21 protein-coding genes are annotated in these 21,523 nt (G+C 69.8%); all 21 read left to right on the forward strand.

Annotation, left to right across the window (positions count from 1 at the left end):
* The 21 genes from G3M62_RS09980 (at nucleotide 1) to G3M62_RS10080 (ending at nucleotide 21,492) form a co-directional block, all read left to right on the forward strand.
* Nucleotides 1-876 (forward strand): arginase family protein, encoded by an 876-nt coding sequence (locus G3M62_RS09980; protein WP_205691978.1) that lies wholly within the window; start codon nucleotides 1-3, stop codon nucleotides 874-876.
* Entirely contained in the window at nucleotides 873-1,241 is a 369-nt protein-coding gene (locus G3M62_RS09985; protein WP_165186657.1) for a DMT family transporter, read from the forward strand. Before G3M62_RS09980 ends, G3M62_RS09985 begins: the two co-directional genes overlap by 4 nt.
* A gap of 26 nt (nucleotides 1,242-1,267) precedes the next feature.
* A complete protein-coding gene (locus G3M62_RS09990; protein ID WP_165186658.1) occupies nucleotides 1,268-2,176 on the forward strand; it encodes a fatty acid desaturase family protein in 909 nt (302 codons plus the stop codon).
* The gene (locus G3M62_RS09995; protein ID WP_165186660.1) at nucleotides 2,173-3,009 is read left to right on the forward strand and encodes an alpha/beta hydrolase; all 837 of its coding nucleotides are present in this window, start codon (nucleotides 2,173-2,175) and stop codon (nucleotides 3,007-3,009) included. The genes G3M62_RS09990 and G3M62_RS09995 overlap by 4 nt, the downstream gene beginning before the upstream one ends.
* Entirely contained in the window at nucleotides 3,002-4,114 is a 1,113-nt protein-coding gene (locus G3M62_RS10000; protein WP_165186662.1) for a GNAT family N-acetyltransferase, read from the forward strand. The genes G3M62_RS09995 and G3M62_RS10000 overlap by 8 nt, the downstream gene beginning before the upstream one ends.
* Nucleotides 4,111-4,527, forward strand: a complete 417-nt coding sequence (locus G3M62_RS10005) for a DMT family transporter (protein ID WP_205691979.1) — start codon at nucleotides 4,111-4,113, stop codon at nucleotides 4,525-4,527. The genes G3M62_RS10000 and G3M62_RS10005 overlap by 4 nt, the downstream gene beginning before the upstream one ends.
* Complete coding sequence (locus tag G3M62_RS10010) at nucleotides 4,524-5,654, forward strand: ABC transporter permease (protein WP_165186663.1); 1,131 nt, start codon at nucleotides 4,524-4,526, stop codon at nucleotides 5,652-5,654. Before G3M62_RS10005 ends, G3M62_RS10010 begins: the two co-directional genes overlap by 4 nt.
* 8 nt (nucleotides 5,655-5,662) lie before the next feature.
* Complete coding sequence (locus G3M62_RS10015) at nucleotides 5,663-6,568, forward strand: HlyD family secretion protein (RefSeq protein ID WP_165186665.1); 906 nt, start codon at nucleotides 5,663-5,665, stop codon at nucleotides 6,566-6,568.
* Nucleotides 6,565-7,872, forward strand: coding sequence for a TolC family protein (locus tag G3M62_RS10020; RefSeq protein WP_165186667.1), 1,308 nt, complete (start codon nucleotides 6,565-6,567; stop codon nucleotides 7,870-7,872). The genes G3M62_RS10015 and G3M62_RS10020 overlap by 4 nt, the downstream gene beginning before the upstream one ends.
* The gene (locus G3M62_RS10025; protein ID WP_165186668.1) at nucleotides 7,869-8,543 is read left to right on the forward strand and encodes an ABC transporter ATP-binding protein; all 675 of its coding nucleotides are present in this window, start codon (nucleotides 7,869-7,871) and stop codon (nucleotides 8,541-8,543) included. Before G3M62_RS10020 ends, G3M62_RS10025 begins: the two co-directional genes overlap by 4 nt.
* An 87-nt stretch (nucleotides 8,544-8,630) precedes the next feature.
* On the forward strand, nucleotides 8,631-8,918 hold the full coding sequence (locus G3M62_RS10030; protein ID WP_165186670.1) for a hypothetical protein: 288 nt from the start codon (nucleotides 8,631-8,633) through the stop codon (nucleotides 8,916-8,918).
* Nucleotides 8,919-8,982: 64 nt separating this feature from the next.
* Entirely contained in the window at nucleotides 8,983-10,206 is a 1,224-nt protein-coding gene (locus G3M62_RS10035; protein WP_165186671.1) for a hypothetical protein, read from the forward strand.
* Nucleotides 10,206-11,327: a glycosyltransferase family 4 protein gene (locus G3M62_RS10040; protein ID WP_165186673.1), complete on the forward strand. Its 1,122-nt coding sequence runs from the start codon at nucleotides 10,206-10,208 to the stop codon at nucleotides 11,325-11,327. Before G3M62_RS10035 ends, G3M62_RS10040 begins: the two co-directional genes overlap by 1 nt.
* Nucleotides 11,324-12,580 carry a class I SAM-dependent methyltransferase gene (locus G3M62_RS10045; RefSeq protein WP_165186675.1) on the forward strand — a complete coding sequence of 419 codons (1,257 nt, stop codon included), beginning with the start codon at nucleotides 11,324-11,326 and terminating at the stop codon, nucleotides 12,578-12,580. The genes G3M62_RS10040 and G3M62_RS10045 overlap by 4 nt, the downstream gene beginning before the upstream one ends.
* Before the next feature lie 71 nt (nucleotides 12,581-12,651).
* Nucleotides 12,652-12,960: a PepSY domain-containing protein gene (locus tag G3M62_RS10050; protein WP_165186676.1), complete on the forward strand. Its 309-nt coding sequence runs from the start codon at nucleotides 12,652-12,654 to the stop codon at nucleotides 12,958-12,960.
* A 39-nt stretch (nucleotides 12,961-12,999) separates the two neighbouring features.
* Entirely contained in the window at nucleotides 13,000-13,677 is a 678-nt protein-coding gene (locus G3M62_RS10055) for a response regulator transcription factor (protein WP_165186678.1), read from the forward strand.
* Entirely contained in the window at nucleotides 13,678-15,000 is a 1,323-nt protein-coding gene (locus G3M62_RS10060; RefSeq protein ID WP_165186680.1) for a sensor histidine kinase, read from the forward strand.
* 90 nt (nucleotides 15,001-15,090) lie between these two features.
* A complete protein-coding gene (locus G3M62_RS10065) occupies nucleotides 15,091-16,449 on the forward strand; it encodes a TolC family protein (protein WP_165186681.1) in 1,359 nt (452 codons plus the stop codon).
* On the forward strand, nucleotides 16,449-17,342 hold the full coding sequence (locus tag G3M62_RS10070) for an efflux RND transporter periplasmic adaptor subunit (RefSeq protein ID WP_165186683.1): 894 nt from the start codon (nucleotides 16,449-16,451) through the stop codon (nucleotides 17,340-17,342). The genes G3M62_RS10065 and G3M62_RS10070 overlap by 1 nt, the downstream gene beginning before the upstream one ends.
* A 3-nt stretch (nucleotides 17,343-17,345) precedes the next feature.
* Nucleotides 17,346-20,432, forward strand: a complete 3,087-nt coding sequence (locus tag G3M62_RS10075) for an efflux RND transporter permease subunit (protein ID WP_165186684.1) — start codon at nucleotides 17,346-17,348, stop codon at nucleotides 20,430-20,432.
* Nucleotides 20,433-20,472: 40 nt separating this feature from the next.
* The gene (locus G3M62_RS10080; protein WP_165186686.1) at nucleotides 20,473-21,492 is read left to right on the forward strand and encodes a YncE family protein; all 1,020 of its coding nucleotides are present in this window, start codon (nucleotides 20,473-20,475) and stop codon (nucleotides 21,490-21,492) included.
* The last annotated feature ends 31 nt before the right edge of the window (nucleotides 21,493-21,523 follow it).

Consider the following 21,523-nt stretch of genomic DNA (forward strand, 5'->3'; position numbering starts at 1 on the left):
TTGGACGCGCAACCTGTGTTGCGCGACCGGGACGCCCTGACGATCGAAGCCCGGGACCTGGGACCGGCGCTGCGGCTGTGGAGCCGGCCGCCGGCCCTGGCCGCGCTGACCGCCCGCCTGCGCGACCGCGCGCCGGCGGGCGCGGCCCCCGACCTGGTGTTCGCCGGCTCCGGCGACTTCCACCATGTCACCCCCTTGCTCATCGAGCGGGCCATCGCAGCGTCCGACGCCGGACCGGTGACGGTCGTCCATTTCGACAATCACCCCGACTGGGTGCGGTTCGAGAACGGCATGCACTGCGGCTCTTGGGTCGGGCGCGCTGCCCGATTGCCAGGCGTGGCCAAGGTGATCACGGTCGGCGTCTGCAGCGGCGACATCGATCGTCCGGAAGCCAAGCGGGCGGACCTAGACCTCGTCGCCGAGGGACGGGTCGAGCTCTATCCCTGGCGGGCGCCGGACGGTGGTCCAGTGCTGCGCGTCGGCGAGCAGGGTTGGCCGTCGATGCAGGCGATGGGCGAGGGCGGTTTCGCCGACCTGCTGGCGTCGCGGATCGTCACCCCGACGGTCTATGTCACCATCGACAAGGACGTTCTCCATGTCGATGACGCGGTCACCAACTGGGACCAGGGCCAGCTCAGCCTGGACGGGCTGGAACGCTTGATCCGGACCGTGGCCGGCAGGGCGCGGCTGATCGGCGCCGACGTGGTCGGCGACTGGTCGCCGCCGCGCTATGGACCGGATCTGCTCTCGAAGCTGCTCAAGCGCGGCGAGGCCTTCCTGGATCAGCCTCGTGGCGGCGTGCCGGGCGACCTTGCGCGCACCAACGAGGCGACCAACCTGCGCCTGCTGTCGCTGTTCGCGGAGGTGGCGTCGTGAGCGCGACCCTGACCGCCACCAGCGGAGGTCTGCTGGCCTTTTGCATCGCCACCGAAATCGGCCGCGAGCTGAGCTTCAAGGCCGCCTCCGACGGGGCCGACGGCAAGCCGGTCTATCTGGCGGCGCTGGCCGGCCAGCCCGTGCTGTGGGCCGGGATCGCCTTCTGGTTCGTCGAGATGGTGGCCTGGGTGCTGGTGCTGGAGACCACGCCGCTCAGCCTGGCCTTTCCGATCATGACCCTGACCTACGCCGGCGTGCCCCTGGCCGGGACCCTGATCCTCAAGGAGCGCCTAACCCCCATCCAGATCGCGGGCGCGGCCCTGGTCGCCGCCGGCGTCACCTGCGTGGGGCTGTCGGGCCTGTGATCTCTTCGAACCGTGGAGCGAGCGTCATGACGCCGCGAGATTTCCGTCTTCCAAAGCGCGCCAAGGGCTTGATGGCCTGGACCTGGTGGGACCTGATCCCGGTCGCCGCCGCCGTGGCGCACCTGGCCTTCGTGGTCTGGATCGTGGTCGGCTCGGCCAACCGGCCCTGGTGGGGACAGCTGTTGTGCGGCTTCGGCTACGCCCTGGCGATCAGCTGGAACGTCAACGGCGTCTCGCACAACTTCCTGCACACCCCGTACTTCCGGTCCAAGGCCCTGAACCGCGCCTTCTCGCTGCTGGAGTCGGTGGCCATCGGCTTTTCCCAGACCTTCTACACCTGGGTTCACCTGCGCCATCACGAGGGCAACAGCGACCGGCCGGGGCCGGACGGCGAGACCCGCGACTGGCTGTCGATCTATCGTCACGGCAAGGACGGGCAGCCCGAGAATGTGTGGTCCTACGTGTTCCTGGGCTTCTTCCGCGACAGCGGCGGCTCGGTCTACCAGGCGCTGAAGGCACGGGGCCGGGACGCCGACGCCCGCTGGGGTCGCATCGAGCTGAGCGCGGTGGCGGCCTTCGCGATCGGCATGGCCGTGATCGACTGGCGCGCGGTGCTGTTCCTGCTGCCGTTCTACTATCTGGGCGAATGCCTGTCGCAGCTGAACGGCTACTATGAGCACTTCAACGGTGACCCCGAAACTCCCATCGCCTGGGGCGTTTCCAGCTACGATCCGATCTACAACGTCACCTGGTTCAACAACGGCCACCACGCCGAGCATCACTACCGCCCGGCGGTGCATTGGACCCGGCTGCCGGCCCTGCGCAGGGCGCTGGTCGAGCAGCAGCAGGCCCACGGCGTCCACGTCATTGGCCCCGCGCACGCCCTCGGCTTTCTGGCCCGCGCCAATCGTCGGGAACGGGCGGTGCGCCCATGAGCGCTCGGCCCCTGCGACTGGCGGGCCGTTCGGGTCACGGCGTCATGTTGATCCACGGCCTGACGGGCGCGCCGGCCGAGATGAAGCCCCTGGCCAAGCGCCTGGCGCGTCGTGGCTTCGAAGTCCACGCGCCGCTGTTGCCCGGCCACGGCGCCGACGAGGCGACTCTGTTGCGGACCACCTGGCGCGACTGGCTGGACGGCCTGATCGAAACCTACGACCGGTTCGCGGCGGAGGTCGACACCGTGTCGGTGGCCGGGATCTGCGTGGGCGGGGCGCTGGGCCTGATGCTGGCCGCCGAGCGGCCCGACATCCACTCGGCCGCGGTCTATTCGATGACTTTCGAATACGACGGCTGGAACATGCCGCGTTTCGCGGTCGCCGCGCCGGTGATCCAGCTGTTCGCCAATTTGCCGGGCGTGCGCCGACTGGCCTGGGCCGAGACCCATCCGTTCGGCCTGAAGGATGCGAGGCTGCGCGGCCTGGCCGAGCGCGCGCCGGGCGGACTGATCGAGGGAGCCATCGACCGCCTGCCGCTGGGGGCGCTGTACCAGATGTACCGGATGGGGCGTCGACTTGAGCGGATCGGCAGGGCGATCGAGACGCCGACCCTGATCCTTCACGCTCGCGACGACGACATGAGCCATCCGCGCAACGCCTATCGCCTGGAGAAGGCGCTGGGCGGACCCACGCGCCTGCATCTGCTCGACGACAGCTATCACATGATCCACGTCGATCAGGAGCGCGACCGGGTCGCGGCCATGACCGCGGCCTTCTTCGGAGCGGAGACGCCATACGCGGTCGAGAGCCGGGAACTGAGGTCCCATGTTTGAGACCCGGGTCCTGACCACGCTCGATGACCTGCCGCGCGGCCAGTGGGACGCCTTGTTCGGCGACGCCTTGGAAGGGTTCGACTATCTGCGCGCCATCGAGAGCGCTGGGCTGGCCGGCTTCGCCTGGCGCTATGTGCTGGCGCATCGCGACGGCCGCCTGGTCGGCGCGGCGCCGGCCTTCATCACCGACTATCGCCTTGAGACCACGTTCGAAGGCCCCGGCCGCCGGATCGCCGAGCAGGTTCGCCGCCTGGCGCCGGGCGTGATGACGCCCAAGCTGGCCTGTCTGGGCTCGCCCTGCGCCGAGACCGCCACGGTCGGCTTCGCGCCCGAGCTGCCGGAGGCGGAGCGTCCTGCCGTCCTGGCCGCTCTGATGCGGGCCTTCGAAGGCGAGGCGGCGCGGTCAGGCTGCGTCCTGACCGGGGTGAAAGACGCCGACCACGACCAAGGCGACCTGTGGTCGCGAGCGGCGGCCGCCGCCGGCTACAGCCCCGTGCCAGGCCAGGCGATCGCCGACCTGCCCGTCGATTTCTCGAGCATCGAAACCTACCTCGCGGGCCTTTCGAGCGGCGTGCGGCGCGACATGCGACGCAAGCTGCGCGCGCGGTCGGCCGTGCGCGTGGAACTGCGGTCCGAACTCGGCGCCGATTTGCCCAGAGCCATGGCGCTTTACCACCAGACCCTGGCGCGGGCGTCGGCTCAACTGGAAACCCTGACCCCCGCCTTCTTCACCGAGGTGGCCGCGCGCCTGTCTGGCCGGGCGGTCTTCGCCTTGTATTACGTCGGTGATGACTTGCTAGCCTTCAACCTGCTGCTGGAAGACGGCGAGGTCCTGCTCGACAAGTTCTTCTGCATGGAGGCCGAGCGCGGCCGGGCCCATAATCTCTATTTCCTCAGCTGGTTCTACAATCTCGAACGCTGTTTGGAGCGTGGCCTGAAGCGTTATCGCAGCGGCCAGGCCAATCTCGGCGACAAGGTGCGGCTGGGCAGCCGGCTGACCCCGTCGACGATGTATTTCCGCCATCGCAACGGCCTGCTGAACGGCGCCCTGCGGGCCTTGGCGCCGATGGTGATGGGCGATCCGACCGAGGGGCTGGCCGCATGACCGCCGTCATCCCCAAGCCTCGTCGTCGCCTGGCGCCCATGGTGCTGTTCGCCATCCTGCCGCTGCTGACCCTGGGTTACCAGATCGCGGCCAAGGCCTCGGCCGCCCATCTGGCCGAGATGCATTTCGACGCCGCCTGGCTGGTGGCGGCCGCTCGCCTGCCCAGCGTGCAGATCCTGCTGGTCTGCGAAGTCGCCAGCTTCGTGGCCTGGATGACGGTTCTGTCAGAGATGCCCCTGAGCGCGGCCTTCCCGTTGTCGGCGGTCAGCTATGTGCTGATCATCGCCGCCAGCGCCCTGGTCTTCCACGAGCCCGTGGGCCTGCTGCAGGTCGTCGGCAGCCTGGCCATCCTGGCCGGCGTCTGGCTGATCGGGCGGGGCGGACGCGAGACGCCTCCGGGACCTGTCGCATGACCGGCGTCGCGCTCAAGACCCTGCTGTTCGACTGGCGCCGGTTCGCGCCGGCCGCCGTGGCCGTCGGCTTTTCGGGCCTGCTGGTCCTGCTGCAGGCCGGCCTGATCCTCGGCGTGTTCTCGCTGGCCAGCGTCTATGTGACCAAGTCCTCGGCCGATCTCTGGGTCGGGTTTCCGGGCGTGCAGAGCATCGATCTGGGCCGGCCGATCGGTGGGGCCACCGAGTTGTTCCTGCGCGCCGACCCGCGCATCGCCCAGGTCGAACCCTTCTACTGGGGCTCGGGTGAATGGCGCACCAGCCGGCACGGCATGGTCAATGTCTACATCGTCGGCCTGGATCCGACGCCCGGCGCCATGGTGCTGTCCGACGTCCTGCCGACCGACCTGCGCGTCGCCCTGGCCGAACCGGATGCGGTGCTGGTCGATCGGGCGGATCTGGGCAAGCTGGAAACAAACGTCGGCGGCCTGGCCGAGATCAACAGCCGGCGAGTGCGGATCGTCGGCGTGACCGAGGGCCTGCGCGCCCTGGGCGGGGTCAATGTGATCGCTTCGGCCGCCACGGCCCGGCGGCTGGATCCGACGATCGGCAGCGCGGAGGGAGCGGCCTATTTCACCGCCCGGCTCAACGACCCGGCTCAAGCTCGCGCCGCCGTCGCCGACCTGCGCGAGGTCGGCCGCCAGCGCGGCTTCGAGCCGATGACCAGCAAGACCTTCGCCGACCGCAGTGTCCGCTATTGGCTGGCCGAGTCCGGCGCGGGCGTGGCCTTCGTGTTCGGCAGCGCCGTGGCGATCCTGGTGGCGGTGATCGTCACCAGCCAGACCCTGGCGGCCGCCGTCGCCGCCTCGCTCAAGGACTACGCGGCCTTGCGGGCCTTGGGCTTCACCATCGGGGCCCTGCGCGCCATCGTTTTGGCCCAGACCGCCTGGATCGCGGCGGCGGGCGTGCTTCTGGCCGGCGTGCTGGCGGCGATCCTGGCGGTGGTGGCGCGGCTGGGGGCCACGCCGCTGATCATGACCGCGCCGATGGTCGTCGGCGCCATCGGCCTGGTGGCGCTGGTCGCCTTCGGCTCGGGCCTGTGGGCGCTGCGCCGTGTCGCGCGGGCCGATCCGGCCGCGCTGCTTTTGTGAGGTTCTCGATGATGCCCCGCCACGCGCCGAACGGCCGCGTCCTGATCTCCGTCCTGCTGGCGACTAGCGCGATGCTGGCCGCCTGCCAGAAGGGATCCGGCGCCGCCGACGCCCAGAACCGTCCCCCGCCGGCCGCCGTCGCCCGGGGCGTGGTCGCCGCCGACGGGGGGCTGATCCCGGTCGCCGCGCCGCGCGATGGCCTGATCGCTCAGGTCAGCGTGGAGGAGGGCGCGCACGTCGATCGCGGCGCCGTCCTGGCCCAACTCGACGCCGATCGCAGCGCCTTGCTGACGGTTCAGGCCGCGGCCGAGACGGCTCAGCAGGAGGCCGCCTGGCGCGGCGCCCAGGCGCGGTCGTCGGCCGCTCAGGCCGAAGCCTCGCGCCTGGGCCGTCTGGCCTCGGCCGACGCCGCCACCCGGCGCGAAGCCGAGCAGGCCCGGCAAGCGGTGACTTTGGCGGCGGCCCAGAGCGACGAGGCGGCGCGCGCCGTCGACGTGGCGCGAGCCCGCCAGCGCCTGGCCGAACTGGAACAGACCGCTCGCACGGTCCGCGCGCCGGTGTCGGGGCTGGTCCTGCGCCGTACTGCGGCCGTGGGCGCGGCGGCGGTGTCCGCTTCGGGCACGCCGCTGTTCATTCTCGCGCCGGACGGTCCCCGGATCATCCGCGCGGAACTGGACGAGGCCTTCGTCGGTCGGGTCATGCCCGGCGCCGTCGCCTGGGTCACCGACGCCAGCGGAGGCGGGCGCGTGATGAAGGCGCGAGTGCTGCGGATTTCGCCGTCCTTCGAGGCGGCGGCTCTGGATGACCAGCCGGGCGGCCGCGCCGACGGTCGGGTCCTGCGTCTGGTGCTGGCCTTCGAGGAGCCCAACAATCTACGTCTTGGCCAGCGCGTGCTGGCGAGGATCGGCGGATGATCGCGCGTGTTCTGGCCGCCGTCCTGGCGATGAGTCCGACGATCACGGGCGCGATGGCGGCGCCGATCACCCCCCCGCAAACCACTGACGCCTGGTCGCCGACCCTGGACGATCCAGTCCTGGCGGATCTGCTGAGCCGAGCGGAAACGGGTTCGCTGGACATCCGGAGCGCCCTGGCTCGGCTGGAAAAGGCGCGGGCGGACGTCGACCTGGCCCGCGCCGGCCGTCGGCCGCACCTGAGCGTTGGGGCCGAGGCCGCCGTCGGCGGCGCGGACTTCTCGTCGACTGCGTCCGGCGCCGGCGCGCCGGTGCTGGGCAGTTACGAGGTGGATCTGTTTCATCGTCTCAAGCACGGTGTGGACGCGGCCAAGTCCGACGCAGCCGCCGCTTCGCAGGACGTCGTGGCCGCGCGCCAACTGGTGCTGGTCGAGGTCGCTCGCACCTATGTGACCTTGCGGGCCGACCAGGAGCATCGGGCGGCGGCGGAGGTCCGGGTCGGCTTGGCGCGGCAGGTGGAGGCGCTGATCCGCCGCCGCGCCCTGGAGGGTTCAGCGAGGGACGAGGACCTGGCGGCCGCGCGCTCCGCGGAAGCCCTGGCCAGCGCCGAGGTTCAGCGGACCGCGCACGCGGTGGAAGCCGACCGGATGCGGTTGGGCCTCCTGCTGGGACAGAATGAGCCGGTGGACGAGCCGGCCTATGCCGGCGACGAGATCCCGGTCACGCCATCGACGCTCACGGTTTCGTCCGAGGCGGTCCAGGGGCGCCCCGACATCCAGGCCGCGTTCGCCCGACTGCAAGCCGCCGACGCTCGCCGAGCGGAAGCCATGGCGGCGTCGCGACCTCGGTTCATGCTGACCGCCGGCATCGGGTCCGGCGAGACCGATCTGCTCTATTTGCTGGATGTTCGGGCCTTGGCCTGGGCGATCGCCGGCGGCCTTACCCACGAACTGCTGGACGGCGGCGCGGCCAAGGCCCGCAAACGCGGTGCGGCGGCCGAGGCGGACCTGACCGAGTTGGCCTACCGCAAGGCGGTTGGCGAGGCCTGGGGGCAGGCGCGGTTGCAACTGGCGGCTCTGCAGGACGCTGGCGCGACCGAGAAGTTGGCGGGCAGGGCGTGGAACCAGGCCGTCGCGGCGTTTGGCGCGGGTCAGGCGCGGCATCAGGACGGCGACATCGACGGCGTCGCGTTGGCCGCCTTGGAGGCCAAGGCCGCCGACGCCGACGTGGCCCTGACCAACGCCCAGGCCGCCCGGGCCGAGGCCTATGTCGATCTGCTGCTGGCCCTGGGCGGGCGGGCCACGTGACGGTGTCGTTGCGCGCCGAGGCGGTGCGAAAACACTACGGCGAAGGTGTCCAGAGGATCGAGGCCCTCCATCCGGTCAGCTTGAGCCTGCGGCCTGGCGAGCTGGTGATGATCACCGGCCCGTCGGGTTCGGGGAAATCGACCCTGCTGGCCATCCTGTCCGGCCTGTTGAGCCCGGACGCGGGGTCGGTCGAGGCCCTGGGCAGCGCCTTGGCTCCAATGACCTCCGATCAGCGCGACCGCTTCCGGCTGGCCCATTCCGGCTTCATCTTTCAGGGCTTCCACCTGTTGCCGGCCCTGACCGCCAGCGAACAGGTCGAGATCGTGCTGCGGCGGCTGGGCGCTTCGGCGCGGGAGGCCAAGGCGCGCGCCGCCCAGGCCCTGGCGGCGGTTGGGCTGGAACGGCGGATGTCGAGCCGTCCCGGTGAGATGTCGGGTGGCGAGAAACAGCGGGTCGCCATCGCTCGCGCCCTGGCCAAGCGACCCGCCCTGATCTTCGCCGACGAGCCCACCTCGGCCCTGGATTCCGGGAACGGGCGGCAGATCGCGGCCCTGCTGCGCGCCGAAGCGCACGCCAGCGGCGCCACCGTCGTCTGCGTGACCCATGACGCCCGGCTGGCCGATCAGGCCGACCAGGTGCTGCGGATGGAAGACGGCCGAATGCTGGTCTGACCCCAGACGTCTGTTCGAGGGCAAATCGGTGAGGGGATGGCGAGCACGCGGCGTCATTGGACCAGACCCCCACGGGAGCATCGCGCCATGACCGACGCCCTTTTCGCCCACGCTTTTCTGACCGACGACGACGTCGCCAATCTAATCGCCAGCAAGGCGGGACTGGCCCGTTACATGTTGCAGCGCCCGGCTCGGCTCTGCGATCTGAACTTGCGGCTGGACGCCTACATGGCGGTGTTGGTCGAGATCGAAGATCATTTTCACATCGAGATCGACGACCTGGTCGGGGCCGATTGCGCCACGCTGGGGGCGTTGATGGATCGCCTGAAGGCTCGTGTCGCCCATCCCGCCGTCTTGCCACGCCAGGCGGCCTGAACGCTTTCCGCCCTCCGGTTGAGAAATCGATGAGGGGCCTTGCCGGGCTTGGCGTCGTTGGGCCATGCGCATCGGATTTCTCTTCAATCACGACCAGGTCCATCAGGTGGCGCACAGCCTGCCGATCGCCCTGGCCCTGGCCCGCGGCGGCCGCGATCTCGAGATCGTGGTCGCCACCACCAATCGACGCTTGACCGCCGAGGTGATCCGGCTGGGCGGCGGCCTGATCGGCCACGGCGTCAGCCTGATCGAACTGGGTCTGACCAAGCGCTCGTCCAAGCTTCTCGCCGCCACCGCCGAAGCCGTGCTGCCGGCCACCAAGCTGCTGGTCTACAGCGATAACCTCGACTTCTTTCGGTCGCTGGACATCCTGGTGGTCGCCGAGAAGACCTCGCTGATCCTCAAGACCCGCTACGGGCTGAAGGATCTGAAGATCGTCCACACCCGCCACGGCGCCGGCGATCGTGCGATCGGCTTCGACAAGGCCAGCGCCGGCTTCGACCATGTGCTGGTCTCCGGCCGCAAGATCCGCGACCGTCTGGTCCACGAGACCGGCGTCGCCCCGGAAAAGATCTCGATCGTCGGCTATCCCAAGTTCGACCTGCTGCCGGGGAAGGCGACGACCCATCCGCTGCTCGACGACGGCCGGCCGGTGGTGTTGTACAACCCGCACGTCTCGCCGCACTTATCGTCGTGGTACGAGGCGGGGCGTCAGGTGCTGGACTGGTTCGTCGAGCATGACGACCACAACCTGATCTTCGCGCCCCACGTCATGCTGTTCGAGCGACCGTTCGTGGCGACGATCGACAAGCTGCGGCTGGATCGCGCCGGGCGGATCGAGGAGCGCTATCTGCGCGCCCCCAACATCCACATCGACCTGGGCAGTCGGGCCTCGACGACCATGGCCTACACCCAGCGCGCCGATCTCTATCTCGGCGACGTCAGCAGCCAGGTCTACGAGTTCCTGCTCAAGCCACGGCCATGCGTGTTCCTCAACAGTCATCGCTTCGCCTGGACCGGCGATCCCAATTTCGGTCACTGGCGTACGGGTCCGGTGATCGAGGACGTCGCCGACCTGGGCGCGGCTATGTCGCGTTCGCGTCAGGAGCATGAGGCCGTCTGGCGGCCGGTGCAGGAGGCTCTGTTCGACGAGAGCTTCGACCTGACGGACGAGCCTTCGGCCGAACGCGCGGCTCGGGCCGTGGCCAAGTTCGCGGGCCAGGCTTGGCCCGATCCGCCAGCCGCCGTTGTCCGCGACGCGGCGCGGACCGGAACGGGGGCGTTCTGATGCGCATCTTCTATGTGATCAATTCGGTCGAGGGCGGCGGGGCGGCCTTGCCGGTTCCCGCCGTGGCCAAGGTCCTGGCCGACCAGGGCGCGAAGGTCGAGATCCTGGCCCTGACCCGGCGCGACGGCCGGGCTTTGCCGCCGATGACTCGCCAGGGGCTCAAGGTTCACGTCCGCGAGGGCGGCGAAAAGGACCATGCCGCCGCCCTGGCCTGGCTGGACAGGATGGTCGTCGAGCACCGGCCGGACCTGCTGTGGACATCCCTGACCCGCGCCACCCTGTTGGGTCAGATCGTCGGCCTGCGTCGCGGCGTACCGGTCGTCAGCTGGCAGCACAGCGCTTATCTGAAGACCGCCAATCGCCTGCTGCTACGCGCGACCCAGGGGCTGTCGGATTTGTGGATCGGCGACTCCCACAGCGTCACCGCCCTGACCGCTTCGCGCCTGAAGGTGAAGCCCGACCGCCTGACCACCTGGCCGTTGTTCGCCGCTGACGAGGTCGCGCCCCAGGCCACCCCTTGGCGACCGGGGCAGACCCTGCGATTGGGCGCTCTGGGGCGCCTGCATACCGCCAAGGGCTATGACGTTCTGATCAAGGCCCTGGCGCAACTACGCGCCGAAGGCTTCACCCCATCCACCCCATTCGAGGTCGAAATCGCCGGGGAAGGGGCTCAGCGCGAACACCTGCAGGCCATGATCCATCAGGCGGGCCTCGACAACGTCCTGCTCAGCGGGTTCTGCGATACGCCACGCGAATTCCTGGCCGGGTTGCACCTCTATCTCCAACCGTCACGGCGCGAGGGCCTGTGCATCGCGGTGCACGAGGCCATGCAGGCGGGGCTTCCAGCCGTGGTCAGCGCGGTGGGCGAGATGCCCTACAGCGTGGTTGACGGCGTCACGGGACGGGTCGTTCCGCCGTGTGACGCCGAAGAACTGGCCAAGACCCTGAAGCGGTTGCTGCTGGCGCCCGACAAGCTGGAGAGAATGGGCGACGCCTCGCGGACGCGCGTTCTGGAGCGCTTTGGCCAGGCTCGCTTCGCCGCCACGGGCGCGGAAATCTTCGCTCGTCTGCCGGTTGGTCGGCAGACACTGGAGCCGGCGATCGCGAGCCCGGCCTCGTGAGCCTGGCGGTCTGGGCGCTGAACAAGGCGCTGACGCCGCTGATCCAGCGCGGCGCCTTGACCTTGATCCTGCCGTCTGGTCAGCGCCTGAGTTTCGGCCCCGGTGAAAGCGGGATCGTCATCGCCCGCCTGACCGACAACGCCGCCGTCTGGGCTTTGCTGCTGGACCCGGACCTGAAGACTGGCGAGTTGTTCACCGACGGCCGATTGGTGATGGAGCGGGGGACGATCTACGATTTCCTGAGCCTGATCCTCGACAACGACGGCGAGGAAAACCCGTCGCCGATCGTCCGAGCCTTTGATCGTTTTCGCACGGCGACCCAGCTCTGGCGCCAGCGCAACGATCCCGGCCGGTCGCGTCGGAATGTCGCCCACCACTACGACCTGGGCGATGACCTCTACGCTTTGTTCCTGGATCCGGACTGGCAATATTCCTGCGCCTATTTCGAATATCCCGGTCAGAGCCTGGCCGACGCACAGCTCGCCAAGAAACGACACATCGCCGCCAAGCTGCTGCTGGAGCCGCATCACCGGGTGTTGGATATCGGCTGCGGCTGGGGCGGGTTGGCGCTCTATCTGGTCGGGGTGGCCGACGTCGCCAAGGTGCTGGGCGTCACCCTGTCCGAAGAGCAGATCGCCCGGGCCCAGGACCGAGCGCGGGCGGCCGGGCTGGCCGATCGCGCGCGGTTCGCGCTGACCGACTATCGCGCGGTCGAGGGCCAATTCGATCGCATCGTTTCGGTCGGGATGTTCGAGCATGTCGGCCTGGGCAACTATGAGACCTTCTTCCAAACCTGTCGCGAGCGCCTGGCCGACGACGGCGTGATGCTGCTGCACACCATCGGCTGTTCCGACGAGCCCAGCGTCACCAACCCCTGGATCACCCGCTACATCTTTCCCGGCGGCCACCTGCCGTCGCTGTCCGACATTCTCAAGGCGGTCGAACGGTCGGGTCTGATCGTCGCCGACATCGAGGTGCTGCGGCTGCACTACGCCGACACCCTGCGAGCTTGGCGCACGGCCTTCATGGCCCGCCGCGCCGAGGCGGTCGCGATGTTCGACGAGCGGTTTTGTCGGATGTGGGAATTCTACCTGGCCATGTCGGAGACGGCCTTCCGCTACGAGCAGGTCGTCGTTTTCCAGCTGCAGTTGATGCGACGGCAGGACAGCGCGCCACGGACTCGCGACTACCTCGCCGCCGCCGAGGCTGATCTGCGGGCGAGGGAAAACGCCATTTCGATTGGCGATCGGTAATCCAGCGGCCATCGCCCGCAAAGGTGGCGACAGGCAGGGTGTTTCGGTGGGGCGCTAACTGGAGACCCGCCATGAAACGTCTGATCATCACCGTCGCCCTGATGGCCGCCGCGCCCGTCGCCGTCCTGGCCGCGGCCAAGCCCTATACGGGTCACGAACTGGCCAAGTCCGCGCACATCACGGTCGAGCAGGCTCAGGTCCTCGCCCTTAAGGCGCGGCCCGGCAAGGTCACGGACAAGGAACTGGAAAAGGAGCCCGGCGGCAGCGGCCTGCGCTACAGTTTCGACATCGTCGCCGGCGGCAAGACCTATGAGGTCGGGATCGACGCGTCGGACGGCAAGGTGCTGGAGAACGCCGCCGAGGGCGGTCATCCCGACTAGACGATTTCTTCTCACGACAAATCGAGGCAGGTTGGCCGCATGAAACTGTTGCTGGTCGAAGACGACAAGGAAGCCGCGGCCTATCTGAAGCGGGCCCTGTCCGAGGCCGGTCATACGGTCGACTACGCCGCGACCGGCCGCGAGGGGCTGATGCTGGCGGCCGCCGAGCCCTACGACGTGATCGTGCTGGATCGCATGCTGCCGCAGGTCGACGGCCTGGCGATCCTGCGGACGATCCGCGCATCCGGGGTCAAGACGCCGGTGCTGTTGTTGACCGCCCTGGGCGGCATCGACGACCGGGTCGAGGGCCTGGAGGCGGGTGGTGACGACTATCTGGTCAAGCCGTTCGCCTTCGCCGAGCTGCAGGCTCGGGTCAACGCCCTGGCGCGGCGGCCCCCGCCGCAGGACGCGCCCACCACCTTGCAAGTGTTTGACCTGACGCTGAACCTTCTCAAGCGCACCGTCATGCGAGGCGGCGTGCGGATCGAGCTGCAGCCACGCGAATTCCAGCTGTTGGAATATCTGATGCGCCATGCCGGCCGCGTGGTGACCCGGACCATGCTGCTGGAAAGCGTCTGGGACTTCCACTTCGACCCGAAGACCAACATCGTCGAGACCCACATGAGCCGGCTACGGGCCAAGGTCGATCGTGGTCAACGGCACGAGTTGATCCACACGGTGCGCGGCGCGGGCTATTGCCTGCGCGAGCCGGACTAGATGTTCCGCTCCACCAGTCTGCGCCTGGCGGCCCTCTATACCGCCGCCTTCGCGCTGTCGGTGGTGGCGTTGGGGGTGATCACCCTATTCACGACGCGCAGCGCGCTGTCCGAACAGTTCAACGCCCGCATACAGTCGGAATCCGTCGCCCTGACCCAGGAGTTCTATAGCGAAGGCCTGGACGGTGTGGTGCAGGCGGTCCGCGAGCGGGATCGCACGCCCGGCGCGCTCGACTATGGCCTGGTGGGTCCTGACAAAAAGCCGATGGCCGGCCGCCTCGCCGTCAGCGGCGCCAGGCCGGGCTGGTCCACGGTGCAGAGCACGCAGCGCGACGGCGAGCTGGAGCCGATCCGGGTGCTCGCCGTGGCGCTGCCGGGCGGCTACAGCCTGCTGGTCGGCGACGACGAGGAGCGGATCGAGGCGCTGGATGGGGCGGTGCTGCGCGGTTTCGGCTGGGCGTTCGCGGGGGTGGTGATCCTGGGCGTGGTCGGCGGCTTCGCGCTCAGCCGCGACGTCCACCAGCGGCTGGCGGCGATCTCGGGCACGGCCGAGGCGATCATCGATGGCGACCTCAGCCGCCGCGTGCCCGTTCGCGGCTCGAACGATGATCTGGACCGCTTGGCCGAGACCATCAACCGCATGCTCGACCGGATCACCGCCTTGATGGAGAGCCTGAGGCAGGTGTCCAACGACGTCGCTCACGACCTGCGCACGCCGCTGACCCGGCTTCGCCAGCGGCTGGAGGTCGGCTTGGCGCGCGAGGCCGAACGGGGCGAGGCTATCGAGGGCGCGCTGGGCGACCTGGACACCATCCTCGACACCTTCGCGGCCCTGCTGCGCATCGCCCAGATCGAGGGCGGCGCTCGCCGCGCGGCGTTCCGCGCCACCGACCTGGTCCAGTTGGCCGGCACGGTCGTCGACGCCTTCGCGCCCTCGGCCGAAGACGCGCGCCAGACCCTGCGGCTGGAGGGGGCAACGGCTCTTACGATCGACGGCGACCCCGAACTCCTGACCCAGATGCTGGTGAACCTGGTGGAGAACGCCCTGCGCCATGCGGGGGAGGGAACGGTCATTCGGGTCGGGGTCGGACGAGTCCAAGGCGCTCCGGTTCTTTGGGTCGCCGACGACGGTCCCGGCGTTCCGGCGGCCGAACGCGAGAAGCTGTTTGATCGGTTCTATCGCCTGGAGCGCAGCAGGTCGGCGCCCGGCAGCGGACTGGGCCTGGCCCTGGTGGCCGCCGTGGCGCGCCTGCACGGCGCGGAAGTGCGGCTTCTGGACGCCCAACCGGGGCTGGAAGCCAGGGTCAGCTTTTCCGGTTCCTGAGGGGAGGCCTGGGAGGTTGGGAATTCGCAATGCGCCCGTCATGACCTCGTCAGTTCGCCGCCGTTAAATCGGGTCCGTCCAGGAGCCCGCATGCCCGTCGTTCGCCTCGCCGTCGTCCCCTTTGCGCTCGTCGGCGCCGCGATCCTGCTGGCGGGCTGCACGACCTACGTCGCTGCGCCTATCCACCTGGAAACCTATCCCTCCGCGCTGGCAGCCCGCCGGCTGGACGAAAAGGCCGCGGGGGCGACCTGGAGCGGCGGCGACCTGCTGGCCGCCGCCCTGGCGCGCAACGCCGCCGTCGCCGAGGCGGCGGCCAAGTACCGCACGGCGGTCGCGGCGGCCAAGGCTTCGCGCGCCGCGCCGGGCATGACCCTGACGCTGACGGCCGAATACGCCAGGGCCGAGCCCAAGCAATGGTTGTACGGCCTTGGTTCGGATATCCCGCTGGACATCGGCGCGCGGCGCGGCGAGCGGTTGAACGCCGCTGACCTGGCCGCCGTACAGGCGCTCTACGACTACGGCGAGGTGGTCTGGACCGTCCGCACAGCCCTGACGCGGGCTCGGGCCGATCGGCTGTCGGCGGACGCCGAGCTTGTGCTGGCCGGGCGCCTGGAAGCGGTCCGGCAGGCCCGCGCCGATCGTCTGGATCGTCGCGTCGCGGCCGGTGAGGATGATCGCGGCCCGGCGCTGATCGCCCGGACCGACCTGGCCGTGGCCCGCCGTCGCGTCGCCGACGCCCGGGCCCGCCGTGTCCAGGCCGACGCCACGCTGGCCCAGGCGTTGGGCGTGCCGGTGGCCGCTGTCGCCGACCTGTCGTTGGCGTCGGTCGCGTCGCCGCCGCGGGATCCGGACCCGACCCAGGCCCGCCGCGACGCCGCCCTGACCCGTCGTGACGTGCTGAGGGCGGTGGTCGACTACGACCTGGCCGAAAGCGCTCTGCGGCTGGAGATCGCCAAGCAATATCCCGAGATCCACATCGGGCCGGGCTACACCTATGATCACGGTGTCAGCAAGCTGCCCTTCAACCTCGGCCTGGTCCTGCCGCCGATGGACATGAACCGCTCGGCCATCGCCCAGGCCGAGGCCAAGCGCGCTGAGGCGGGGCGCTCGCTGGAAGCGGTTCAGGCCGCCGCCTTGGGCGCGGTGGACCAGGCATGGGCGACCCTGGGTGCGGCGCGAACGACCGAAGCCTCGACGCGCGAGCGTGACCTGCCCATCGCCCAGCATCTGGCCGACGGGGCCGCCCGCAGCGCCAGGGCCGGCGAAGCCGATCGCATCGACGACCTGGCCGCCCAGGCCGTCCTGATCGAAGCCGAGCTGGCCGTGCTCGACGCCGACCGCGCCGCCACGACCGCCGGTATCGACCTGGAGGACGCCCTGCGCGCGCCATTCGATCCAGCCGAGACCACCCTGTTGCAAAACGCGTCCCGCGCGCTTGGAGGCCGATAATGAACAAGCTCGCGGTGCTCGCCCTCGTCGTCGGCGTGGCCTGGACTGGTCTGGCCCAAGCAGCCGAGGTCCAGGTGGACGCGGCGACCCAGAAGCGGCTCGGCGTCGCGACCGCGCCCCTGGCCGCCGCTCGGCGTCAAGTCGCGGCGAACGGCTTCGCGCGGGTGCTGGATCCGGTGCCACTGGCCACTCTGGACGGGGACCTGATCACCGCCGCCACGGCCGCCGCCGCCTCGCGCGCCGAGGCGCAGCGGACCAAGGCCCTGGCCGCCGCCGACGCCACCGTTTCGCTGAAGGTCGCCCAGGCCGCCCAGGCCCAGGCCAGCGCCGACGCCGCCAAGCTGACCCTGCTGCGCCGCCGCGTCGGACTGGAATGGGGGCCGGCCTTCGCCAGCGACGCGAGCCGCTCGCGCCTGATCGCTGAGCTCGTCGCGGGACGGGCCACGCTGGTGCGGATCGACGCCCCGACCGGGACCGGCGGCGCGCGCGGCGCGCGCATGCAACTGAGTGGCGGCGAAGCCGTCGATGTCGCGATCCTGGGTCCGGCCCGGACCGCCGATCCGCGCGTCCAGACGGGCGGACTGATGGGCGTCGTGCGTGGCCCGGCCGCCGCGCGACTGGGCATCGGCATGTCAGCGCCCGTGACCTTGTCCGGCGCGGCGGGCGGGGCAGGGGTGATCGTGCCCCGCTCGGCTCTGATCCGCACCGCGGGTCAGACCTTCGCCTATGTCCGCAGGAACGCCACCCGCTTCGAGCGGCGTGCGCTGGTCGCCCCGACATCGCAGCCGGAAGGCCTGTTCTCGGCGGGAGGTTTCGTGCCCGGCGAGCTGGTGGTGGTGTCCGGCGCTTCGGCTCTGCTGGCCGCCGAGACCGCGCCCAAGGCCGGGGAATAGGTCATGTTGAGCGCCATTGTCCGTTGGTCGTTGGCCAGGCCTCGCCTGGTCGCCGTCGCCGCCTTGCTGCTGTTCATCTACGGCTGCATCGTCCTGGCCCACGCCAAGTTCGACGTCTTTCCCGAGTTCGTGCCGGCCCAGGCCGAAATCCAGACCGAAGCGCCCGGCCTGACCGCCGAGCAAGTCGAGCAACTGGTTACGCGGCCGGTCGAGCAGGCGGTGAACGGGGCATCGGGCGTGGCCACGGTGCGCTCGGAGTCCATCCAGGGCATCTCGATCGTCAGCGTCACCTTCGCCCAAGGCGCTGAACCCTATCGCGCCCGCCAGGTGGTGGCCGAGGCGTTGGGCGAGGTTCAGGGCAATCTGCCGGCCGGCGTCATGCCGCCCAAGGTCGCGCCCCTGACCTCCTCGACCATGGATCTCCTGAAAATCGGCTTCACCTCCGACAAGCTGACGCCCATGCAACTGCGGGATCTGGTCCAGTGGACCGTGCGACCGCGCCTGCTGGCCGCCGCCGGCGTGGCGCGCGCCACGGTCTATGGCGGCGAGATGCGGCGCTTCGAGGTGCGCGTCCGGCCAGACGACCTGGCGTCGCGCGACCTGTCGCTGGCCGACATGGTGGCGGCGGTCAAGGCGTCCACCGGCGTCAGCGGCGGCGGCTATATCGACACGCCCGAGCAACGCATCCTGATCGACGCGCGCGGCCAGGCGATGACCGTCGCTGACGTCGCCGCGGCCCTGATTCCCAGTCCGACAGGCGGGACGCCCGTACGCGTGGGCGACGTGGCGGACGTGGTCGATGCGCCGGCGCCCGATACGGGAACGGCCCTGATCATGGGCAAGCCCGGCGTGCTGTTGAACCTGTCCAGCCAATACGGAGCCAATACTCTGGACGCCACTCACGCCGTCGAGGCCGCCCTGGCTGAACTGAAGCCGGCGCTTGATGCTCAAGGCGTGAAGGTCGACGCCGGCCTGCACCGGCCCGCCAACTTCATCGCCGCCGCCCTCAGCGGCATCGCCGAGGACCTGGTGATCGGCGCGGTGCTGATCGCCGTGGTCCTGCTGCTGTTCATGCGCAACCTGCGCACGGTGCTGGTGTCGTTCGTCTCGATCCCGCTGTCGCTGCTGACCGCGGTGATCGTGCTGGACGCCATGGGCTGGACCATCAACACCATGACCCTGGGCGGCCTGGCGGTGGCCCTGGGGGTCGTGGTCGACGACGCGGTCATCGATGTGGAGAACATCGTCCGCCGTCTAAGGGCGCGTGGCGACGAGCCGGCCGCCGCAACCGTGCTGGCCGCCTCGCTGGAGGTGCGCGCGCCGGTGATCTACGCCACCCTGGTCGTGGCCCTGGTGCTAACGCCGGTGCTGATGCTGGGCGGTCTGCAGGGCGCGTTCTTCTCGCCCCTGGCGGCCTCGTTCATCCTGGCCACCGTCGCGTCGCTGGCCGTGGCCATCGTCGTCACGCCGCCGCTGTGTCTGCTGCTGCTGTCCAACACGCGCCTGCCGGACGAACCGGGCGTGATCCTGCGGGCCAAGGCCTGGCACGAGACCGTGCTGGTCCGCGCCGCCGGACGTCCCGTGCTGGCGGTGATCGGCGCGGTCTTGGCGACGATCATCACGGTCGCCGGCCTGATGCTGTTCAATTCCGAACTGCTGCCCAGCTTCCGTGAAGGTCACTTCGTGCTCGGCGTCGCCGGTCCGCCCGGCACGTCGCTGTCGGTGATGCGCAAGTACGGCGAGGGGATCACCCACGACCTGCTGGCGATCGACGGCGTCCAGAGCGTCGAGCAGACGATCGGCCGCGCCTCGGGCGGCGAGGACACCTGGGGCACGGAGCGCAGTGAGTTCCACGTCGAGCTGAAGCCCAAGCTGTCGGGCAAGGACCAGGACCGCATCCAGGAGGAGATCCACAAGACCCTCGACGCCTATCCGGGCCTTGAGACCGAAGTCCTGACCTTCCTGGGCGACCGCATCGGCGAGTCCCTGTCGGGCGAAACCGCCGCCCTGGCCGTCGGCGTCTATGGCGCCGATCTCGACACCCTGGACAAGACCGCCGCTCAGATCGCCGCCGTCATGGAAAAGGTCCCCGGCGCGGTCGACGTGAAGATCCAGACGCCGCCCAGCACGCCTGTGGTCCGCGCCGATCTCGACCTGCCGGCCATGGCCCGCTACGGCTTGGCGCCGGCCGAAGTGCTGGACGCGGTGCAGACCGCCTATCAAGGCTCGGTCGCCGCTCAGGTCTATCAGGAGAGCCGGGCCCTCGACATCGCGGTGACCACCACGCCCGACACCCGCCAGGATCCCGAGGCGGTGGGCGAGCTGCTGATCCGCTCGACCAGCGGCCAGGTCGTGCCGCTGAAGGAGGTGGCTCATGTCTACCTGACCGACGGCCGCACCAGCGTTTCCCACGAGGGCGGTCGCCAACGCCAGGTGATCACCACCAATCCGTCGCCCAAGGACGCTCAGAAGGTGACCAAGGCCGTCGAGGCCGCCATCGCCGCCCAGGTCAAGCTGCCGGCGGGGGTCTATATCGACTATACCGGCACGGCGGCGGGGACCCAGGCGGCGCAACGTCAGCTGCTGTTCAACATCGCCGTCGCCCTGGTCGCCGTGGTGGCCGTGCTGCTGATCACCTTCGGCGACGGGCGGGCGGTGTGCCTGATCCTGGCCTCGGCGCCGTTCGCCCTGGTCGGCGGGGTGATCGCCGTGGCCCTGACCGGTGCGAGCCTGTCGCTGGGCTCGCTGGTCGGCTTCGTGACCCTGTTCGGCGTCGCCGCCCGCAACGCCATCCTGTTGGTGTCGCACCTGGATCATCTCATCAAGGTCGAAGGTCACGACTGGTCGCTGACCACCCTGGCCCAGGCGACCCGAGAGCGGGTGACGCCTATCCTGATGACCGCCCTGGTCACGGCCCTGGGCGTGCTGCCGCTGGCCATCCAGACCGGCCAGGCCGGCCGGGAGATCCAGGGGCCGATGGCCATCGTCATCCTGGGCGGACTGATCACCTCGACCATCGCCAGCCTCGTCGTCTTGCCGTCTCTGATCTGGCGCTATGGCCGCGCGCCGCGCAAGGCGGAAGCGCTCTAGTCCATCCTTCGTCGTTCGGTTCGTCTCAAAGGGATTTCCCATGAAAACCAAGCTTTTGGCCGCCTCTCTTCTGGCCCTGATCACCGCGACGACCACTCAGGCCCTGGCCGCCGCAGCACCCGCGCCGATGAAGATTGTCGACCGCATCGCCGGTCCGGACGGCGGGTGGGACTACGCCAATTTCGATCCGGTCCATCGTCGCCTGTATGTCGCGCACGGCGCCGCGGTTACGGCGATCGACGTCGATACCGGCAAGGTCACGCCGGCGCTCGTGGCCGCACAGCATGCCCATATCGCCTTGCCGCTGCCCGGCGGCGACGAACTGCTGGTGACCAACGGCGCCAATGACACCGCCACCCTGGTCGACGCCCTGACCGGCGCGGTGCGGGCTACCGTCTCGACCGGCCAGAACCCAGACGCGGCCCTGTTCGACCCGGCCAGCGGCCTGGCCTTCGTGATGAACGGCCGCAGCGGCGACATCACCCTGATCGACACCAAGGCCGCCAAGGCGGTGGGCGCGATCCCCGTCGGCGGCAAGCTGGAGTTCGGCGCGACCGACGGCCAGGGACGGGTGTTCGTCAATGTCGAGGACAAGAACGAGATCGCCGTCATCGACACCGCCGCGCGCAAGGTCGTCGCTCACTGGGCCATGGCCGGCTGTGAGGAGCCCAGCGGCCTGGCCTATGTCGCCGACGACCACCTGCTGATCGCCGCCTGCGCCAACGGCAAGGCCGAGGTGGTGTCGTCGACCTCGGGCACGGTCGTGGCCAGCCTGGCGGTCGGCGAGGAGCCGGACGCGGCCTTCTACGACGCTCAGCGCCACCTGGCCTATGTGCCCAGCGGCGGGGACGGGACGTTGTCGGTGATCGCCGTGCGCGGCCCCACCGACGTGGCGGTGATCGGCAAGATGGCGACGAAGCCGGGGGCTCGGACGGGCGCGCTCGATCCGGTGACGGGAAGGGTCTATCTGCCGTCGGCCGACTACGCCCCACCTGCACAGCCAGGCGGTCGCCGGGTCGCCAAGAGCGGAACGTTCGCGGTGCTGGTGCTGGGGCGCTAGCCGTTCGCCGAATGGCGTCGCGAACGTGCGA

Origin of the sequence: Caulobacter soli, assembly GCF_011045195.1 — a bacterium.
GTDB lineage: Bacteria > Pseudomonadota > Alphaproteobacteria > Caulobacterales > Caulobacteraceae > Caulobacter > Caulobacter soli.